Source organism: Serratia sp. Res13-Sevr-LER1-36-b, from assembly GCF_015673035.1.
Lineage (GTDB): Bacteria > Pseudomonadota > Gammaproteobacteria > Enterobacterales > Enterobacteriaceae > Chania > Chania fonticola_C.
In genome coordinates, this window is record NZ_JADACK010000017.1 from 1 (window position 1) to 17257 (window position 17257).

Consider the following 17257-nt stretch of genomic DNA (forward strand, 5'->3'; position numbering starts at 1 on the left):
CCGATCGAGTCGGGTGAAAGTGTAGTGATTCATCATGAGCATCGGCTGACTCACCTTGGACTAAAGGGTGATCGAGTTTGCTGATATGACCTCTTTAGTTCCAAATGGGCAGGGGCAAACAGCACCCTCTCCCTGTGGGAGAGGGTTGGGGTGAGGGGCGTCAGACGTTTTTACGCTCGATGGTTTCTTCGCCCCAGTACAGTTGGTCGGCTTCGGTTTTACTGAACGCCAGCGGCAGCACTTCATCGCTGCCTTCTTCCCAAATTTTTTGCGCCAAAACCTCGTCGTTACCGGCCAACTCAAAGATCGCTTCGGCAATTTCTACCGAGGTTTCACGCACTGTCGCCCAAGATTTCACATTATGATTTGCCATGACTGCTCTCCTGTTGAGTGTGAGGCACAGCCTAGTATAGGCCACAATTCTGCTGCTGGTTTTTGCAAGGCATGCGTATTATTGCCGAAAATTCAGGGCGGAACGCCTACGGCAAAATGCAAAACGGCGTGGTATTCTTTGCCGCGTTTACATCAACAGAGGAAAAATTATGTCTAGCGCACTGAGCAACGATCAAGAACTGGTTTCCGATCTGGTTGCCTGCCAACTGGTTATCAAGCAGATCCTGGATGTGATCGACGTGATCGCGCCGACCGAAGTACGGGACAAGATGGCCAGCCAGCTCAAGAGTATCGATTTTAGCAGCCACCCGGCCGGGGCCGATCCGATCACCAAGCGGGCGATTGAAAAAGCGATTGCGCTGATTGAGATGAAGTTTAACCGCGAGTAACCGGGTTATCTTTTGTTCAAGATGGGCAGGGAGATCTAAACGGCCGGTTAAACTTCGTTTAAGTTGCCTATGCTAGCATTGATGATTAGGTTAACAACATAATCATAAGGCTGCTAAGGTTTGGGGCGTAAAAAACTGCTGGTGATAGCGGCAACGCTGTTTGCCTGCTTGCTTTTCTATCTGCTGGCTCTGGATAGCTATTGCGATCAAGGTGGGAAGTTTGCACTGGGCATTTGCTCTATCACGCGTATCGTTCCCTGGTAACATGGCGAAATAACAATTTTTCGCAAACTTGCCCCTGGCCTTGGTGGGAATGTTACTATATCGGCTTGGTTGAGGCAGTAGAGTAGATAGGGTTGTCCATGTTTGATTTAGCTTCTGGCCCGTCCGGCCTGATTTCCATCGCCGTTATGGTGTTGGCTGTATTGCTTGGCCTGTGGGTCTGGTTCATAGTGAATCGCGCCAGCGTACGTGCCAACGAACAGATCCAGCTGTTGCAGGAAATCGCCGAGCAGCAGCGCCAGCAAACGGCACTGTTAAAAACGTTGGTGCAAACCGCCCGAGGGGACAAGGCATCGGTTGACGATTATGATGATGACCTTAGCCCGGCACTGAGTTATAAAGGGTTCATCCCAGAGCGTTAATTGCGCACCTCATTTGGTGAGAAGGTTAAGGACACGTCGGTTATCTCAGTTTCAGTTTTAACCGGATCGCCTTCTCACCATTCCGTTTCAGTAAAACACCATCCCCTGATAGGGTTTCTCCCGGCAGGCTGCCAACCGGCTTGCCAGATCGCCACAGTGGATTTCCAGCGCGTGCCGATCGGGATCGAGAAAATAGCAAGATTCGCCCTCACTGTGATTGCTCTTCCACTCCTGTACGCCAACTTTGCGCAAACGCTCCACAATGACGGCAAAGTTCTCGGGTGCCACACTAAACGCGTAATGCGTATAGTCGCTCAACATCTCTTTTTTTCGGGCATCATCCAGTGACAGGCATAGCCACAGTTCACCCAATGCAAGATAGGCACCTTGATGCCAGCGGGCTTTGGGGGTAAACCCCAGCACATCCACATAAAAGCGAAAACTGCGCTCAACCTCACTTACCGCGAGCGTCAGGTGGTTAAGACCCAGCAACATAATCAATTCATCCGTAAGTAAAAATAATGTTAACGACGCGCGAGCTGTCATAAATCTGTCGTATTGGCATCGTAATGTAGCGCCAACTCTACGAAAGATGGATATCAGCAATGATTAGATGGTACGAAGAAAGCGACGCCGAAGTAAACCGCAGCATTGCGTTAATCACCGGGGAAAACCCTGACAAATGGTACCCTTACGGCGGCGTGAAAGGGAAAGACTACTGCAAGAACCCCTCCGATGCCTGGCCGATTATCTGCGCCAACAAAATAAGCCTTAATGCTCCTGAACAAAGTGACCAGCCACAGTGGCAAGCCAGTATTATCACCCAGCAAGGGGAGTGGCAAGCCGGTAGTCATAGCCCGTTGCGGGCCGCAATGATCTGTTTTTTATTGAGTCAGCAAGCGCAATAAATCAAATGTTAGTCGATAATGTAGATGACCCGTAATGATGAGACACCGCCTTATTCTGACAATGGACCTGTCGCTGACGGAGACTGTTTTATGAAGCGCATTATCAAAGGTGATACCAATCTCTCACATTTAGTGATTGCCCATGCGGCGATCGATTGTCATGCCAAAAGCTATGGGCTGCACCGACAAGGCTGGCCCTCAACCTACCTGATAAAGTATCAAAACGATCGCGTGGCGGTGGAGGTCATCACCCGCCGTCAATCCTATGTGGCGACGCTGATGATCGGCGCACGTAACCTCAGCAAACTGTGCGGTATGCCAAGCTAGCTGGCGTAGCAAACCTCTTGTAACCTCCTGGCCCGGTGAATGATTACCGGGCGCTAATCCTTGATGCCTGAAAGGTTAAGTGTTAAAACGCCCGCAGGTTTATTTATTGGTTGGCGATATCTTGCGCAATGCTGCCTGGATACTCAGCCGGACGAGGATAAGATGGGCGGTCAGCTTCAGGATACCCCGCTAAAACGCGGTTTAAAAAATAGACATATACAACTTATTGCCTTGGGAGGTGCCATCGGTACCGGCCTATTCCTGGGTATTGCACAAACCATTCAGATGGCCGGGCCTTCCGTGCTGCTGGGCTATGCCATTGGCGGTTTTATTGCCTTTTTGATCATGCGCCAACTGGGGGAGATGGTGGTGGAAGAGCCGGTGGCCGGTTCCTTTAGCCATTTTGCCTATAAATATTGGGGAGACTTTGCCGGTTTCTTATCCGGTTGGAACTACTGGGCGATGTTTATCCTGGTCGGTATGGCGGAACTGACCGCCGTAGGGATTTATATTCAATACTGGTGGCCGGAAATCCCAACCTGGGCATCGGCGGCAGTTTTCTTCGTCGTGATTAACCTGGTCAATCTGGTGAACGTACGCCTGTATGGGGAAACCGAGTTCTGGTTTGCCATCATCAAGGTGGCGGCGATCCTAGGGATGATCGTATTTGGTGCCTATCTGTTGGCCAGCGGCAACGGTGGCCCGGAAGCCAGCATTAGCAACCTGTGGGATCAGGGCGGCTTTATGCCACACGGCATCAGCGGCCTGGTGATGGCGATGGCGGTGATCATGTTCTCGTTCGGTGGGCTGGAAATGGTGGGTATCACCGCAGCAGAAGCAGCCGATCCGCGCCGTAGCATTCCTAAAGCCACCAATCAGGTGGTGTATCGCATCCTGATCTTCTATATCGGCTCGTTGACGGTGCTGTTGTCACTTTACCCGTGGGGCAAGGTTGTGGAAGGGGGCAGTCCGTTTGTGATGATCTTCCATGCGCTCAACAGCAACCTGGTGGCGACCATGCTCAACGTGGTGGTACTGACGGCGGCGCTGTCGGTCTACAACAGCGGCGTGTATTGCAATAGCCGGATGCTGTTTGGCCTGGCGACACAAGGCAATGCGCCAAAGGCGCTGACCAAGGTCAACAAGCGTGGCGTACCGGTGCTGTCTATCGCGTTATCGGCGCTGGCCACCTCGGTAGGCGTATTGATTAACTACGTCATGCCCGGCGAGGCGTTTGGCTTGCTGATGGCGCTGGTGGTCTCAACGTTAGTGATTAACTGGGTGATGATTTGCCTGGCGCACCTGAAATTCCGCGCGGCCAAGGATCGCCAAGGGGTGATCACCAGCTTTAGGTCGCTATGGTATCCGTTTGGCAACTATCTGTGCCTGGTGTTCCTGTCGTTGATCCTGGTGATCATGTACTTCAGCCCAGGGATCCGCATCTCCGTACTGTTGATGCCGGTTTGGGTACTGTTGTTGTGGGTTGGATTTTTGCTGACCCGGCGTAAAAAGGCGGGTGGTAACAAGAGGTAGTTTTCACGTAGGAGGCGCCGCAGCGCCTCCAAACGGTTAACGGGCGACGGCATTGCCCTGATGGTGGCGCCCCAGCCGCAGCAGCTTTCTGCACAGCAGGAACAGGGTGCTGATAACATCAATCACCACCACGCTAAGCATCAGCAGGCCCAGCATAAAAAAGCCTGCCAGGGTGCTTGCCAGTAACAGCAGCGGTGACGGTACGCGTAGCCGGCGCAGCTTCATTGCCAGATACATTTTCCAGTATTGCCCTTGCGTAGTCAGCGCTCGGCGATAGCGGCCCATACGAACGCGTGACTTGCCTGATGCAGTCCTGCTCATAACTCCTCCTTTTCAGAATGTCCTAGTAAGTAAATCACAAGGTTCTTAAGAAAGGCTTAACAGGTTCTTGGCGACCTTGGCCTTCTTACCCTGGCTATGACAACAATATCCACAAAAAGGTCAGTTGTTTGTCATTGCGATATTATAAGCTATTGGGTAGGCAACCTTGTAACGGTTGCGGAAACACTATGGTACTACAGGGAGAGAATGGGTTGAAAATAACCAACAAATATTACGACGCCAGCAAAGCGCATCATACGCCACAGGGATTCTGCAACCCGGAGCCGTCGCTACACCAGGCCGGGGATCTGAAGCGCTGGCAAGATGAACGCAAGAAGCTCGGCCTGCCCAAACCTCCTCAAGCAGGCTACGAACAGTTCATCTCCAACTGGTGGCAAGCCGCCGATCTGAGCGGCGATCAGGACCGTGTATGGTGGTTGGGCCATGCTTCTCTGCTGTTGCGCCTGGGGGGCCGCCATGTGCTGATCGATCCGGTACTGTCGCCAAGGGCATCACCTGTGAGCTTCTACGGCCCGCATCGCAAGACACCACCTCCGCTAACGGTAAAGCAGTTGCCCGCGGTAGATGTGGTGCTGATTTCCCATAATCACTACGACCATCTGGATCGCCAAACCATCAGGGAACTGACCAAACGCTTTCGCAATGCCACCTTCGTTGTACCGTTGGGCCTCAAACGCTGGTTCAGCCATTACCCGGCCAAACGGGTGGTCGAACTGGATTGGTGGGAGAGCCTGACGCTGGACGAAATGACGGTCTACGCCACGCCAGCACGCCACTGGAGCATGCGTACACCGTGGGATCGCAACCGTTCTCTATGGTGTGGCTGGGTGATCCATCACCCGGCGCTGCGTTTTTATTTCTCTGGTGACAGCGGTTACAGCGAGCGGTTGGTCGATATCGGCACCCGCCTTGGGCCGTTCGATATCGCGGCGCTGCCCATTGGTGCTTACGCCCCAAGATGGTTCATGCAAGAGCAGCATATGGACCCGCAGCAGTCGGTGAGGCTGTATCAGCAATTGAACGAACCCAGAGTGATCCCTATCCATTGGGGCGTGTTTGAATTGGCCGATGAGTCGTTGGATGAACCGCCTGAACAACTCAGCCTGGCACTACGCGAGGCCGGGGTTGAGCAGCACAGTTTTTATCCGCTGAAGATTGGTGAACATCTGGAGGTTAGCCCTAACTCCTAATGAGTATCATGGGGTTGCGGCGCACCCCGCATCGGGTGGCGCTGTGTGTGGTGCGGCTTTGCGGGGTTTGCGGCGGGTAATGGATAAAACAGCTACGCCAAGATTAGCGAATAAAAAGCCTTGGCGATTTTGTTAATCTTCGGCGGAAATAGCCGCTGAGCGGGTAGGTGGTATTTTTATTATTTGTTTTTATCCTTACTAACTTAGCTACGGATATAAACTTGTAGGGCGGGGGGCTATTTCGTCCACTTGCACATTCTTGGTGCAAAATTTGGCTCGCTGCATGATTATGCACTGGTCTGCGTGAGCGTTTTGGCCCGAGTGAACGATTCTGTTGTGGCGGGCCAAAGCATAACTGTCCTGCTATGACAGGCTTTGCTAGCCAAAGGTCGGATCAGTAGGCCGTTTGGCCCCCGGTCATCGATATTCAATAGTTGCATATAAAATTCCATAAATATTCAAATTTTTTTACGTTCTTTGGCCTGTCCGCGGCTTATATGTGGTCAAAACCGCTTGCTGCCGAGTTGAAAGAATTGTTAAAACTGAGGCGCCACGCGGAGTACAGCGCAGCTTCTTTACAAAGCAGAAAATAGCCAAGGCTTCAACCTCTTTTGCCCTATTTAAGCTATTCTTGCGGCTGACCGTTTCAAATATGTGCGACACGTCCATGAGTGATTAAAAATGGCTTGCCATCGATTCCAGAGTATGTGATAACGCACTTGGGTAAAACGAGGTACAGTTCTGTATATGTGTGGCATTTTCAGTAAAGAAGTTCTGAGTAAAGACGTTAGCGTTGAATACCGCTTCTCTGCCGATCCTTATCTTAGTGCCTCAAGCAGTAACGACTCTAGTTTGTCTATGTAACGCCTACGGGCGGTTTAAACAATCCAAAGGAAATACTCAAGATGGCAAAGATCAAAGGTCAAGTTAAGTGGTTCAACGAGTCTAAAGGTTTCGGTTTCATCACCCCGGCTGACGGCAGCAAAGACGTGTTCGTACACTTCTCTGCAATCCAGGGTAACGGCTTCAAAACCCTGGCTGAAGGCCAGAACGTTGAGTTCGAAATCCAAGATGGCCAGAAAGGCCCATCTGCAGTAAACGTTACTGCAATCTAATCAGCGTCAGCTGAACAAAAAACCCGCCTTAGTGCGGGTTTTTTCGTTTCTGGCGTCGGTGAATGTCACCCGGTAATGATGATGCCGGAATACTGATTACGGCCTTTAATCCCCGGATGGCTGGGATCTAGTGCACGGCGATGGCTGTTGCGGCGATAGCTGGTGTATTTAAAGCGCTGGGGCTGCCGTGGGTCGCTGTTGAGCGTGCAGATGGTGCAAGTGCCTGCGTGATCGACCGCGGCGAATCCCAAGGCTTTGAGCTTGTTTACGGCGATGGCGGCCAGATCCAGATGGCGGTGGGTCGGGCTGATCAGCTCTGCTGGCAAGGGCAGTGCCTGCCGAAACTGTTCGACCAGCTCCTGATTAACCTGATAGCAGCAAGCGCCCGCAGCGGGGCCGATGGAGGCCACCCAGTTGGCGGTATCGTCATCCTGGCCGATGTGTTTGGCCATCTGCTCCAGAATGCCATCCAGCAGGCCGCGCCAGCCCGCATGTACCGCAGCAATGGCGCTACCGTCTTTACGGCTGAAAATGACCGGCAGGCAGTCTGCGGTTAATACGCTGATCAGGATCCCTGGCTCACGGGTAAAGAAGCCATCGGCTTCACCGCATTGCTGGCCTGCCTGATGGATATCGACTATGCGAATACCGTGTACCTGTTTTTTCTCAGGCAGCGTATTGCGAAAGGGCTGTAACGGCGTTGGCAGAAGGGCACCTTTATTGCCAAAGCCATGAGCGATGCCAGGAACGCCGCTGAGCAGCGGGGAATAGTCGGTCATAGAACGTCTTTGCCTGTGGCTGAGAGGAGATATCCAGTGTAGCCAGCTTTTGGATTACTTGGCTAGTGGCAGATGGGCATCCGCCTTGCATCGTACACCAGCCTTCTTTAGACTACCCGCGCCATCTCTCTCTGGGATCTCATCCATGTCTTATCAGTGCCCCCTGTGCTTCCAACCGCTTGATTTCGCAAACCAACAGTGGCGTTGCGAAAATAACCATCAATTCGACCGTGCCAAAGAAGGGTACGTCAACTTAATGCCGGTGCAACACAAGCGTTCTAAACAGCCGGGTGACAGTGCCGAGATGATGCAGGCCCGCCGCGCATTTCTTGACGGCGGCTACTACCAGCCGTTGCAACAGCGAGTGGCCGAACTGTTAGCCAGCACCTTGCCTATTGAACCACAGGCACTGCTGGATATTGGCTGTGGTGAAGGCTATTACACGGCCGCCGTGGCTGCACGCTTGTCTCAGGAGCGGACCGTAGCGGTGTATGGCCTGGATGTCGCCAAGGTGGCGATTCGCTCGGCAGCCAAACGCTACCCGACGGTCTCTTTCTGCGTGGCTTCCAGTCATCGTCTACCGTTTGCCGACGCGTCGCTCGATGCTGTGTTACGTATCTATGCACCCTGTAAAGCCGAGGAATTGGCGCGAGTAGTCAAGCCGGGTGGGGTGGTTGTGACGGTGTCACCGGGGCCGCGTCACCTTTATCAGCTAAAACAGCAGGTTTATCAGGAGGTTCAATTGCATGCGGAGCATGATGAGCAGCTTGAGGGCTTCAGCTGTGATTTGGCCGAGTCATTGGCTTATCCGATGGCGCTGCCGGGTGACCAGGCTGCCAATCTGTTGCAGATGACGCCGTTTGCCTGGCGCGCTTCGCCGGAGGTGCAACAAGGTTTGCTCGACATGGCGACCTTTGCCTGTGAGACGGATTTCGCTATCCGCTTATACCGCCGAGTCGCCCCTCACTCCACCCCTCTCCCACAGGGCGAGGGAGTTGGTACGGAGCTGTAGTCAGTTACGGACGCTGATTTGCAACTGATGATGTGGTGTCAATCGGTTCCCTCTCCTTGGGGAGAGGGTGAGGGAGTATGCTTCGTCGCCAGAGATTAAGCCAAGTAGCCCAAGTGCTCCAGCAGGATATTAAAGCCAATTCCGATCAGCACCACGCCGCCAAGAATTTCTGCGCGCTTGCCCAGCAGCGGGCCGATAAACCGGCCAACCATCATCCCCAGCGTAGCCATGATCATGGTTGCCATACCTATCGCCATCGCGGTATGCAGGATATTAACCTGCAGGAATGCCAGACCTACGCCGATTGCCATCGCATCCAGACTGGTGGCAATGGCCGTAGCAACCAGCACCCAGAAGCCATGACGATTGACTTTCTCTTCTTCCGGCTTGTTTTTCACCCCTTCAACGATCATGCGCGCGCCAAGGATAAACAGCAGGCTAAAGGCAACCCAGTGGTCCCATTCCATGATGTATTGGCTGGCAAACAGACCGATGCCCCAGCCGATCAGCGGGGTAATGGCTTCAATGATGCCAAAGATCAGACCGGTACGGATAGCTTCGCGAAAACGCGGTTGATGCAGAGTGGCACCTTTGCCGATCGACGCGGCAAACGCGTCCATAGACATGCCAAAAGCCAGGATAAGAGTTGCGGAAAGGTTCATTGAAATAGTCTCGGCCGGGTGGCTCCATATACACGTAACCCACCCCCAACCATACGACGGAGTTACGTGCCTATGGTCTCGCCAACCTACCTGGCTGCCCGCACCACGTTTCGCTGACGAAACGAGTATGTTGATACGGGCGTTTCTGGTTATGACTCCCCAGAAACCGGCTACTCCCCAATGACGGCGCAACCATACCATAATATTTTTGCTGCGGACAACGTTTAATTTCACCGGGGTATTGGGTGAAATTGAGAATTATTTTCATTCACGGGTTTGTTGAGAGTAATAATGGTGATAGTTGCATCAATGGTGTGGAAATAATAAGCAGAAAAAACACCAGCCATGCTGATTAATTACCCGAAAAAAGCACTGTTAATTAATCAGGATGGGGTGGGGATGTTTTTAACTCATTTATTTTCAAGGAAAAAATGGTAAATTTTCTCCAGGTCATCCAGGTGTGTAACCCGGATTAATAACCGGCGCTGTTCTAAGTCGATAACCAGAATGCCGTCTTCGGATAAATTCATGGCTTTGATACGTCGATAGTCAATAAACGCATTTGCATAGAAGAAGCCCGTGGTTTTAAACAACATCTTGGGCCAGCGGATATAGGATATATATATCGCAATCAAGGCCAGGGAAATTAGCAGGTAGGTGGTTATCGGCGCTCCCTGCTCGACCAGGTTGCGATAGATCAGAATAGCGATCAGACCGACGAAAATCAGGCAGTCCAGACGGTTACCCCGCTTGAGCTGCACCTTTAACAGCGTTTTTCCTTTCAGCAGGTTCATGCCGAACTCGTCATACAGCGCATACGCCAGCATCAGCAGAATAAAAATCAGTATTACGCCATCGGTCAGAGACATCTCACCACTCCATAAATAAAAAAACCGGGGGTTGCCCCCCGGCTATCAATTGCTATTACAGACCTAACAGACCAATCCAATAACCAAAGATACCGATGGCGAAGAAGCCGATGATGATCCACAGCGCGTTGACCTTCCTGCGCAGCAGCCACATACAACCGAAGGTCAGTAGCAGCGGTACCAAGCCAGGCATCAGTTGGTCGAGGATGGTTTGTACCGTGGTCACGTGGGTTTGCCCGGTCTGGTCGGTAATTTTTGACACCACCAGCGGGATATTGACGTGCGTCCACTTGTTAACCAGGGCCCCCATGACAAACAGGCCGAGGATGGACGCCCCTTCCGTCAGTTTTTGCAGGAAACCACCGCCCATATCGCTAACGATATCGACCCCTTTGCGATAGCCGTAGGCGACACCGTAGTAACGAACCAACAGGCGCACCAGGTTAAACATCACGAAGAACAATAGTGGGCCGAGCAGGCTGCCACTCATGGCAATACCCGCACCCAATGCGGCAAATACCGGGCGAACGGTACCCCAGAATATCGGGTCACCTACGCCGGCCAGTGGCCCCATCAGACCTACTTTGATGCCGTTGATGGCCGCATCGTCGATCGGTGCGCCGTTGGCACGCTGTTCTTCCATCGCCATGGTAACGCCAAGGATTGGCGCTGCGACGAACGGTTGCGTATTGAAGAACTCAAGATGGCGTTTGATTGCCTGCTTGCGTTCGTCGTTGTTGTCCGGGTACAGGCGACGGATCACCGGCACCATGGAGAAGCAAAAACCTAGCGCCTGCATACGTTCGAAGTTCCATGAACCCTGGAACAGGTTGGAGCGTACGAATACGCCTCGAATATCGGCAGGTGTCAGTTTCTTTTGAGTCGTTGTATCAACCATTTCTTTCACCTATTCCTAGTCCAATTCGTTATCGAGGTCGTTGGCACCGGCAGGGTTGGCCTGAACCACCTGAGACTTGTTGTATTTAGGGCTGAGCTGGATGTAGAGCACCGCCATCACCACGCCGATCACACCGAGTGCGACCAGGTTAAAGTTGGTGAAGGCTGCGGTAACAAAGCCCAGGTAGAAGAATGGCATCAGATAACCGGCACGCATCATGTTGATGACCATCGCGTAACCGACCACCACGATCATGCCACCGGCGATGTTCAGACCGCCTGTGACCACTTCCGGAATCGAGTTAAGCAGGGCGTGGACTCCCGCTGTGCCGACAGAGACCGCAACGATCACCGCAGGAATCGCGACACGCATTGCCTGTACCAACAGGGCCGCGATGTGGATCACGGTAATGCCGTTCAGGTTACCCCGTTCTGCCGCTTTGTCCGCCGCATGCTGGAAGGCCACGGTGATGGTACGCACGATAATGGTCAGTACCTGGCCTGCTGCTGCCAGTGGGATCGCCAGGGCAATACCGGCACCGATGTTTTGTCCACCGGCGATAACCAGAATGGTGGAAATAATCGACGCTAACGCCGCATCGGGTGCAACCGCAGCCCCGATGTTCATCCAACCCAGTGCGATCATCTCCAGCGTACCGCCGATGATGATACCGGTTTTGATGTCACCGAGAACGAAGCCAATCAGCGTACAGGCCACTAACGGGCGGTGGAATTGAAACTCATCCAGGACGGAACCCATCCCGGCGATACAGGCAACGATAAATATCAGTACAATCTGAAGAGTGGTGATCTCCATTGCACTTCTCCTATATGACCAAACAGCTCTGAGTAAAAAATTAACGACGTTGCCGTTAATTGAGTTTGTTAATCAGGTCCATCATTTTTAGCTGACTGTCGGAAGAGACCTTACGGACTTCAAGTTCAATCCCGCGTTCGTTTAACTTCTTAAACGCCTCGATGTCTTTCTCATCGACGGACACTGCGTTATTCACCTGAGTTTTACCCTGGCGGAACGCCATACCACCGATATTCACCGATGTGATATTCACCCCTTCCTCAACCAGACGCCAAACATCGGTTGGGTTGGTGAACAGCAGCATCACGCGCTCACCCGCATATTTCGGGTTGTTCCAGACGCGGATCGCCTTCGCCACGTCAACAACGTGAGCGGTAACGCCTGGAGGAGCAACCTGAGTCAGCAAGGTTTTACGGACGTGGTCGGCGGCCACTTCATCGCTGACTACGATGATGCGGCTGACGTTGGTCTCTTTGGTCCAGCGGGTAGCAACCTGGCCGTGGATCAATCGATCGTCGATACGCGCCAGGCAGATTTTCATATGGTCATTGGGGCCGAGAGGCGCTTGGGGCGCAGCGGCTTTTGGGGCAGGGGCACTTTGTGGCGCGACGGGCTTAACACTCTCTTCCACCGGTTTCTTCAGCGCTTTCACGCCTTCACGGCCGGTTTCCAACGCCAGAGCGACCAGTTCGTCAAAGCTCGGGTTGTCATCACGGGCCATGAATGTTTCCACCAGCATGGGAATGTTAACCCCGGTGATAACCTCATAGTGTGGTTTGTCTACTGCGATGCGGCTGGCCGCGTTAAACGGGCTGCCGCCCCAGGTATCAACCAGAAACAGGACGCCATCGCTGGTATCGAGCTCACTGATTTTCCCATTGTATTTCTCAATTAACGTTTCAGCATTTTCACCGGGAACGAAATCTATGTAGGCGACGTTGGCTTGCTCACCCAATAGCATTTCTGCTGTTTTCAGCAGTTGTTCCGCTGCAGTCCCGTGTGTGCCGATGATAATAGCTATTGCCACTCGCTACCTCCTCGTTGAACTTAAGGCACGGATCGTGTCTTGACTCATCACCATCCTGGCAGTCACTTCCGCGGTTCAGATACGTTGGTGCAAATACATTATGGTAGAAAAAAAGAAACTCACACTTAACATTTATCACGCAGTTTCAAAAACCTGTGGCCGTTAATTCCCGTTAACGCCATTTATTTTAGTGCGTGAAAAAATAAATTTTGTGACATTGCTCTGCTATTAGTGGATCGATTAAGCTGAATAGTTAGTTTGCGGAATTAAACAGCAAAGCTGTTACAAAATGAGACGTAAACTGAACAAAGCCACTTTTCTGGCGAAAAATTTCCTGTTAGAGTGCATTCTTCTTTCATAACCAAGGAGTGAAGGGCCTCAGCCCTCCCTATGGACTGTCACCGAAGTTACTGTTTTACAAGGTTTCATCCGCCACCTGTTGGCGCAACAACGTTCGCTCGGCCTTATGGCTGCTTCCTGTTAGTGCCATCCTGTTTTCTCTCTGTCATCGCCAACGCCACGTCTGCGTTTGCCTCCCTACGTCTGAGCGCCGCTCTGCCAACCTGTCTTTCTTCTGGAGTCTGATATGGAAATATTAATGGACCCCTCGATTTGGGCCGGGTTATTGACCCTGGTGGTCTTGGAAATCGTGCTGGGTATCGACAACCTGGTATTCATCGCCATTCTGGCCGACAAACTACCGCCCAAGCAGCGTGATAAAGCGCGCATTATCGGTCTTTCATTAGCCTTGGTGATGCGTCTTGGGTTGCTGTCGGTGATTTCATGGATGGTGACGCTGACCAAACCGCTGTTCAGCGTGGGGGAATTTGCTTTCTCTGGCCGCGATCTGATCCTGCTGTTTGGTGGGGTATTCCTGTTGTTCAAAGCCACGATGGAGTTGCATGAACGGCTGGAGGGCAGTACCCATCAGGAAGGTGCTAACCGTGGCTACGCCAAATTCTGGGCGGTGGTAGTGCAGATTGTCATCCTTGATGCGGTGTTCTCGCTCGACGCGGTGATCACGGCAGTGGGGATGGTCAACGACCTGCCGGTCATGATGGCAGCGGTAGTGATTGCGATGGCGGTGATGTTGTTGGCCTCGAAACCTTTGACCAACTTCGTGAACGCCCATCCGACCATCGTGGTACTCTGTTTGAGCTTCCTGCTGATGATCGGCCTGAGCCTGATTGCCGAAGGCCTTGGCGTGCACATTCCGAAAGGCTATCTGTATGCGGCGATTGGCTTCTCGATCCTGATCGAGATGTTTAACCAGATTGCACGGCGCAACTTCATCAAGCACGAGTCTCGTCGCCCGATGCGCGAACGCACGGCTGAAGCGATTATGCGCCTGATGGGGCAACAGCGTACCCAGCAGCAGGTGGATGAAGACAGTCTGAGTAAGATGAAAGAAACCTTTGCGCAGGAGGAACGCTACATGATCAGCGGTGTGCTGACGTTGGCTTCCCGTACCTTGCGCAGCGTAATGACGCCTCGCACCGAGATTTCGTGGGTAGATTGCGAACGTTCCCGCGACGAGGTGCGCGAACAGTTGCTGGATACCCCGCATAGCCTGTTCCCGGTTTGCCGCTATGAGCTGGACGAGTTTATCGGCGTGGTGCGTGCCAAGGATTTGCTGGTCGCGTTGGATCAGGGCGTGGATATCGCCGAGTTTGCCGCACGTACTCCACCGATCGTGGTGCCAGAAACCATGGACGTGATCAAGCTGCTGGCGGTATTGCGCCGGGCCAAGGGCCGCCTGGTGATGGTGACCAATGAGTTTGGCGTGGTGCAGGGGCTGGTCACGCCGTTGGACGTGCTGGAAGCGATTGCCGGTGAGTTCCCGGACGAAGATGAAACGCCGGATATTATCGAGGATGGCGACCGCTGGCTGGTGAAAGGCGGTGCGGACCTCCACTCGTTGGAGCAGGCGTTGGACTGTGACGATCTGGTTAGCCCCACCGAGGATTACGCCTCGCTGGCGGGCTTCCTGCTCTCATATTCTGGCCAGATGCCAACGGTGGGAGACGTGGTCGAACTTCACGACCTGCGTTTTGAAATCCTTGAGATCTCGGATTATCGCATCGAGCTGGTCAGTATCACCAAGGTGAAACCGCTGCACGAGCAAGATGAGTAAGTGGTCTTCCCCTCACCCCAACCCTCTCCCACAGGGAGAGGGAGCTGATAGCCCCAGCTCTGTTGGGAGAGAGGAGATAATCTCAGCAACCTCGGCCATTCCTTCATCCAAAGTGAGTCAGCCAAAGCTCATGCTGAATACTGTACTTTCAGGCTAACTCGATCTGTTTCCTCTCCCACAGGGAGAGGGAGCTGATAGCCCCAGCTCTGTTGGGAGAGAGGAGATAATCTCAGCAACCTCGGCCATTCCTTCATCCAAAGTGAGTCAGCCAAAGCTCATGCTGAATACTGTATTTTCAGGCTAACTCGATCTGTTCCCTCTCCCTGTGGGAGAGGGAGCTGATAGCCCCAGTTCTGTTGGGAGAGAGGAGATAATCTCAGCAACCTCGCCATTCCTTCATCCAAAGTGAGTCAGCCAAAGCTCATGTTGAATACTGTACTTTCAGGCTAACTCGATCTGTTTCCTCTCCCTGTGGGAGAGGGTTGGGTGAGGGGGACTAATTCTCTCGCTTTTCTTTTTTTTGCGGCTGTTGATGCAGCACGCGTTGGCGGGTTTCATACTGTTGCAGCCACAGTGGAAACACGTTGATCGGCATCGGCTTGGCAAAATAATACCCCTGCAAGGCATTTACCCCCTGCGAACGTAGATATTCAGCCTGTTCCTCTGTCTCAACTCCTTCGGCCACCAGTTTTAATTTCAGGCGCTGTGCCAACGTAATAATGGTATCGGTCACGGTGGCATTGACCGCGTCGGTACCAATGGCGGCGGTAAAGCCACGATCGATTTTCAACACGTCCGGGCTGAGTTTTTTCAAGTAACTGAGCGAGCTGTGGCCGGTACCGAAGTCGTCTATTGCCAGCATGATGCCCATCTCTTTGAGCGTTTTAATCTGCTCATACTGAATTTCTGACAGGGCGGTTCGCTCCGTCAGTTCCAGCATCAATGAAGGCATCGGATGGGCGGGCAGCCAGATCCTGCGGATGTCATCAATAATGCTGACGGTATTGAAATGCTCTGCTGCGACGTTGATGCTGATATAGAAAGAGGGGCGAGGGGGGAACAGGTTGAGGTTTTCTACCACCGTGGTCATCAGATAACGCGTTAGCGGAATGATCAGGGCGTGCTGTTCGGCCAGCGGGATAAACACGTCAGGCGAAATCCAGCCTTGCCGCTTGTTTTTCCAGCGCATCAAGGTTTCAACGCCGACACAGCGCCCATTATCGCTGTTGATAATCGGCTGGCAATAAACGCGAAATTCGCGATGCGCAATGGCGTGGCCAATATGGTAAGACAGGCTCATGCGGTTGGCGGTGATCAGATAGACCACGTAGGCCGCCAGCAGGCTCAACATCAACGCCAGAGGAATATGGCGCGGTAGTGCGGCCAGCGCCAGAGTACGGGCATCGGGGCCAAACAGGGAGATGGAAAAAGGATACTTGGCTGACTTGGCGGTGTATTGCAGGCCTTCTGTTTTGCCATCGCTCAGGGTAATTTCCTGTTGACCATATTCCAGTCTGTAGGCATCCACGTTCAGGGCTACCCGGTGAGCATAAGGCTCTTGCGGTTCCAGCAGGAAATTGGACAACAGATCGATATTGAAAACGTGCAACACTCCGCTGGTACTTTGATCGGGCAGCGGAGTCCATAGCACCAGCGTTGGCGTTCCTTTTGCTACCGTGATGGAAGGGCGTAGTGCCAGCTGCATGCCGCCTTTGGTCATGGTTGGGAAAAGGGTGGTAAACACATAGTGGCGTTGGCCAAACAGGCTGGAGCAATAAATCGTGCCGTCCTTGACCAGCAGCAACGAGCGCAGCGCCTGATTCTGTGCTGCACGAAAGCGTAACGTCGAAATCACTGAATCGCAGGGTTGTCCGACCAACGACATGGTGCTGAGCGCCTGTTGCTCTGCGGGCAGCAGCAACGCATTGAGTTTGCTGATCACCCGGCTGGCCAGGACGCGCTGGTTCTGCTCGGTATTACGGACTTCCTGATAGTAGCGGGTATACAGCGAAATCAACAAAATAGCCAACCCAACCGCGCCGGCGAGAAGCCAACGGTAATAGCGGTATTTCGATGCGGCAAGTTGGGTCATCAACATCCGGTAAGTCCTTGTTCAGTCAAGCTGCCTGACGCCACTTCCAGGCGTAATTTCAGTAATACTATGCTTGGCTAATTCTAGCCTGTTCGCATGGAAAATTGATGGTAACTCAACAAATTAT

At 52.8% G+C, this 17257-nt stretch carries 21 protein-coding genes and 1 riboswitch; of the genes, 11 read left to right on the forward strand and 10 right to left on the reverse strand.

The window, feature by feature from the left end:
* Window positions 1-160 precede the first annotated feature (160 nt).
* The gene (locus IMQ33_RS09945; RefSeq protein ID WP_021181021.1) at window positions 161-373 is read right to left on the reverse strand and encodes a YccJ family protein; all 213 of its coding nucleotides are present in this window, start codon (window positions 371-373) and stop codon (window positions 161-163) included.
* A gap of 169 nt (window positions 374-542) precedes the next feature.
* Between IMQ33_RS09945 and IMQ33_RS09950 the strand changes: the two genes are divergently transcribed.
* The 3 genes from IMQ33_RS09950 (at window position 543) to IMQ33_RS09960 (ending at window position 1426) form a co-directional block, all read left to right on the forward strand.
* A complete protein-coding gene (locus IMQ33_RS09950) occupies window positions 543-782 on the forward strand; it encodes a DUF2766 family protein (RefSeq protein ID WP_021181023.1) in 240 nt (79 codons plus the stop codon).
* 120 nt (window positions 783-902) lie between these two features.
* Window positions 903-1046 (forward strand): PhoP/PhoQ regulator MgrB, encoded by a 144-nt coding sequence (locus IMQ33_RS09955; RefSeq protein WP_037435707.1) that lies wholly within the window; start codon window positions 903-905, stop codon window positions 1044-1046.
* Window positions 1047-1144: 98 nt separating this feature from the next.
* Window positions 1145-1426, forward strand: a complete 282-nt coding sequence (locus tag IMQ33_RS09960; protein WP_024486477.1) for a YebO family protein — start codon at window positions 1145-1147, stop codon at window positions 1424-1426.
* 87 nt (window positions 1427-1513) lie between these two features.
* Here IMQ33_RS09960 and fos read toward each other — a convergent pair whose 3' ends face one another.
* Window positions 1514-1921: a fosfomycin resistance glutathione transferase gene (gene fos, locus IMQ33_RS09965; protein ID WP_196061494.1), complete on the reverse strand. Its 408-nt coding sequence runs from the start codon at window positions 1919-1921 to the stop codon at window positions 1514-1516.
* A gap of 110 nt (window positions 1922-2031) precedes the next feature.
* Here fos and IMQ33_RS09970 point away from each other — a divergent pair, with 110 nt between their 5' ends.
* From IMQ33_RS09970 to IMQ33_RS09980, 3 genes are all read left to right on the forward strand, one after another.
* Window positions 2032-2334 (forward strand): phage protein NinX family protein, encoded by a 303-nt coding sequence (locus IMQ33_RS09970; RefSeq protein ID WP_024531218.1) that lies wholly within the window; start codon window positions 2032-2034, stop codon window positions 2332-2334.
* 90 nt (window positions 2335-2424) lie between these two features.
* The gene (locus IMQ33_RS09975; protein ID WP_024531219.1) at window positions 2425-2661 is read left to right on the forward strand and encodes a DUF4060 family protein; all 237 of its coding nucleotides are present in this window, start codon (window positions 2425-2427) and stop codon (window positions 2659-2661) included.
* 162 nt (window positions 2662-2823) lie between these two features.
* Complete coding sequence (locus IMQ33_RS09980; protein ID WP_024486480.1) at window positions 2824-4194, forward strand: amino acid permease; 1371 nt, start codon at window positions 2824-2826, stop codon at window positions 4192-4194.
* A gap of 36 nt (window positions 4195-4230) precedes the next feature.
* Here IMQ33_RS09980 and IMQ33_RS09985 read toward each other — a convergent pair whose 3' ends face one another.
* Window positions 4231-4515 carry a hypothetical protein gene (locus IMQ33_RS09985; protein ID WP_065684260.1) on the reverse strand — a complete coding sequence of 95 codons (285 nt, stop codon included), beginning with the start codon at window positions 4513-4515 and terminating at the stop codon, window positions 4231-4233.
* A gap of 212 nt (window positions 4516-4727) precedes the next feature.
* Between IMQ33_RS09985 and IMQ33_RS09990 the strand changes: the two genes are divergently transcribed.
* The 3 genes from IMQ33_RS09990 to cspE all read left to right on the forward strand — a co-directional run bounded on the left by IMQ33_RS09990 (window position 4728) and on the right by cspE (window position 6841).
* On the forward strand, window positions 4728-5726 hold the full coding sequence (locus IMQ33_RS09990; protein ID WP_065684269.1) for an MBL fold metallo-hydrolase: 999 nt from the start codon (window positions 4728-4730) through the stop codon (window positions 5724-5726).
* Between the two features lie 747 nt (window positions 5727-6473).
* Window positions 6474-6590 carry a DUF2627 domain-containing protein gene (locus tag IMQ33_RS09995; RefSeq protein ID WP_002211058.1) on the forward strand — a complete coding sequence of 39 codons (117 nt, stop codon included), beginning with the start codon at window positions 6474-6476 and terminating at the stop codon, window positions 6588-6590.
* 41 nt (window positions 6591-6631) lie between these two features.
* Entirely contained in the window at window positions 6632-6841 is a 210-nt protein-coding gene (gene cspE / locus IMQ33_RS10000) for a transcription antiterminator/RNA stability regulator CspE (RefSeq protein WP_002221949.1), read from the forward strand.
* Between the two features lie 65 nt (window positions 6842-6906).
* On the opposite strand, the gene IMQ33_RS10005 is transcribed toward cspE, so the two are convergent.
* On the reverse strand, window positions 6907-7620 hold the full coding sequence (locus tag IMQ33_RS10005) for a polyphenol oxidase family protein (RefSeq protein ID WP_196061493.1): 714 nt from the start codon (window positions 7618-7620) through the stop codon (window positions 6907-6909).
* 145 nt (window positions 7621-7765) lie between these two features.
* Between IMQ33_RS10005 and rlmA the strand changes: the two genes are divergently transcribed.
* On the forward strand, window positions 7766-8632 hold the full coding sequence (gene rlmA / locus IMQ33_RS10010; RefSeq protein ID WP_196061492.1) for a 23S rRNA (guanine(745)-N(1))-methyltransferase: 867 nt from the start codon (window positions 7766-7768) through the stop codon (window positions 8630-8632).
* Window positions 8633-8727: 95 nt separating this feature from the next.
* On the opposite strand, the gene mntP is transcribed toward rlmA, so the two are convergent.
* The 5 genes from mntP to manX all read right to left on the reverse strand — a co-directional run bounded on the left by mntP (window position 8728) and on the right by manX (window position 12904).
* Window positions 8728-9294 (reverse strand): manganese efflux pump MntP, encoded by a 567-nt coding sequence (gene mntP, locus IMQ33_RS10015; RefSeq protein ID WP_024487163.1) that lies wholly within the window; start codon window positions 9292-9294, stop codon window positions 8728-8730.
* A gap of 12 nt (window positions 9295-9306) precedes the next feature.
* A riboswitch (yybP-ykoY riboswitch) is annotated at window positions 9307-9485 on the reverse strand.
* A gap of 219 nt (window positions 9486-9704) precedes the next feature.
* The gene (locus IMQ33_RS10020; RefSeq protein WP_098930760.1) at window positions 9705-10163 is read right to left on the reverse strand and encodes a DUF986 family protein; all 459 of its coding nucleotides are present in this window, start codon (window positions 10161-10163) and stop codon (window positions 9705-9707) included.
* 55 nt (window positions 10164-10218) lie between these two features.
* Window positions 10219-11061, reverse strand: coding sequence for a PTS mannose transporter subunit IID (locus IMQ33_RS10025; protein ID WP_024531227.1), 843 nt, complete (start codon window positions 11059-11061; stop codon window positions 10219-10221).
* A 15-nt stretch (window positions 11062-11076) separates the two neighbouring features.
* Entirely contained in the window at window positions 11077-11877 is an 801-nt protein-coding gene (locus tag IMQ33_RS10030; protein ID WP_021181036.1) for a PTS mannose/fructose/sorbose transporter subunit IIC, read from the reverse strand.
* Between the two features lie 55 nt (window positions 11878-11932).
* On the reverse strand, window positions 11933-12904 hold the full coding sequence (manX, locus tag IMQ33_RS10035; RefSeq protein ID WP_024486722.1) for a PTS mannose transporter subunit IIAB: 972 nt from the start codon (window positions 12902-12904) through the stop codon (window positions 11933-11935).
* Window positions 12905-13490: 586 nt separating this feature from the next.
* On the opposite strand from manX, the gene IMQ33_RS10040 reads away from it, so the two are divergent.
* Window positions 13491-15038 (forward strand): TerC family protein, encoded by a 1548-nt coding sequence (locus IMQ33_RS10040; RefSeq protein ID WP_065685550.1) that lies wholly within the window; start codon window positions 13491-13493, stop codon window positions 15036-15038.
* Window positions 15039-15534: 496 nt separating this feature from the next.
* On the opposite strand, the gene IMQ33_RS10045 is transcribed toward IMQ33_RS10040, so the two are convergent.
* On the reverse strand, window positions 15535-17136 hold the full coding sequence (locus tag IMQ33_RS10045) for an EAL domain-containing protein (RefSeq protein ID WP_065685551.1): 1602 nt from the start codon (window positions 17134-17136) through the stop codon (window positions 15535-15537).
* Window positions 17137-17257 lie beyond the last annotated feature (121 nt).

Coding starts and splice junctions, on each gene's coding strand:
- IMQ33_RS09945 (WP_021181021.1), bottom strand. CDS start 373: ATGGCAAATCATAATGTGAAATCTTGGGCGACAGTGCGTGAAACCTCG.
- IMQ33_RS09950 (WP_021181023.1), top strand. CDS start 543: ATGTCTAGCGCACTGAGCAACGATCAAGAACTGGTTTCCGATCTGGTT.
- IMQ33_RS09960 (WP_024486477.1), top strand. CDS start 1,145: ATGTTTGATTTAGCTTCTGGCCCGTCCGGCCTGATTTCCATCGCCGTT.
- fos (WP_196061494.1), bottom strand. CDS start 1,921: ATGTTGCTGGGTCTTAACCACCTGACGCTCGCGGTAAGTGAGGTTGAG.
- IMQ33_RS09970 (WP_024531218.1), top strand. CDS start 2,032: ATGATTAGATGGTACGAAGAAAGCGACGCCGAAGTAAACCGCAGCATT.
- IMQ33_RS09975 (WP_024531219.1), top strand. CDS start 2,425: ATGAAGCGCATTATCAAAGGTGATACCAATCTCTCACATTTAGTGATT.
- IMQ33_RS09980 (WP_024486480.1), top strand. CDS start 2,824: ATGGGCGGTCAGCTTCAGGATACCCCGCTAAAACGCGGTTTAAAAAAT.
- IMQ33_RS09985 (WP_065684260.1), bottom strand. CDS start 4,515: ATGAGCAGGACTGCATCAGGCAAGTCACGCGTTCGTATGGGCCGCTAT.
- IMQ33_RS09995 (WP_002211058.1), top strand. CDS start 6,474: ATGTGTGGCATTTTCAGTAAAGAAGTTCTGAGTAAAGACGTTAGCGTT.
- cspE (WP_002221949.1), top strand. CDS start 6,632: ATGGCAAAGATCAAAGGTCAAGTTAAGTGGTTCAACGAGTCTAAAGGT.
- IMQ33_RS10005 (WP_196061493.1), bottom strand. CDS start 7,620: ATGACCGACTATTCCCCGCTGCTCAGCGGCGTTCCTGGCATCGCTCAT.
- rlmA (WP_196061492.1), top strand. CDS start 7,766: ATGTCTTATCAGTGCCCCCTGTGCTTCCAACCGCTTGATTTCGCAAAC.
- mntP (WP_024487163.1), bottom strand. CDS start 9,294: ATGAACCTTTCCGCAACTCTTATCCTGGCTTTTGGCATGTCTATGGAC.
- IMQ33_RS10020 (WP_098930760.1), bottom strand. CDS start 10,163: ATGTCTCTGACCGATGGCGTAATACTGATTTTTATTCTGCTGATGCTG.
- IMQ33_RS10025 (WP_024531227.1), bottom strand. CDS start 11,061: ATGGTTGATACAACGACTCAAAAGAAACTGACACCTGCCGATATTCGA.
- IMQ33_RS10030 (WP_021181036.1), bottom strand. CDS start 11,877: ATGGAGATCACCACTCTTCAGATTGTACTGATATTTATCGTTGCCTGT.
- IMQ33_RS10040 (WP_065685550.1), top strand. CDS start 13,491: ATGGAAATATTAATGGACCCCTCGATTTGGGCCGGGTTATTGACCCTG.
- IMQ33_RS10045 (WP_065685551.1), bottom strand. CDS start 17,136: ATGTTGATGACCCAACTTGCCGCATCGAAATACCGCTATTACCGTTGG.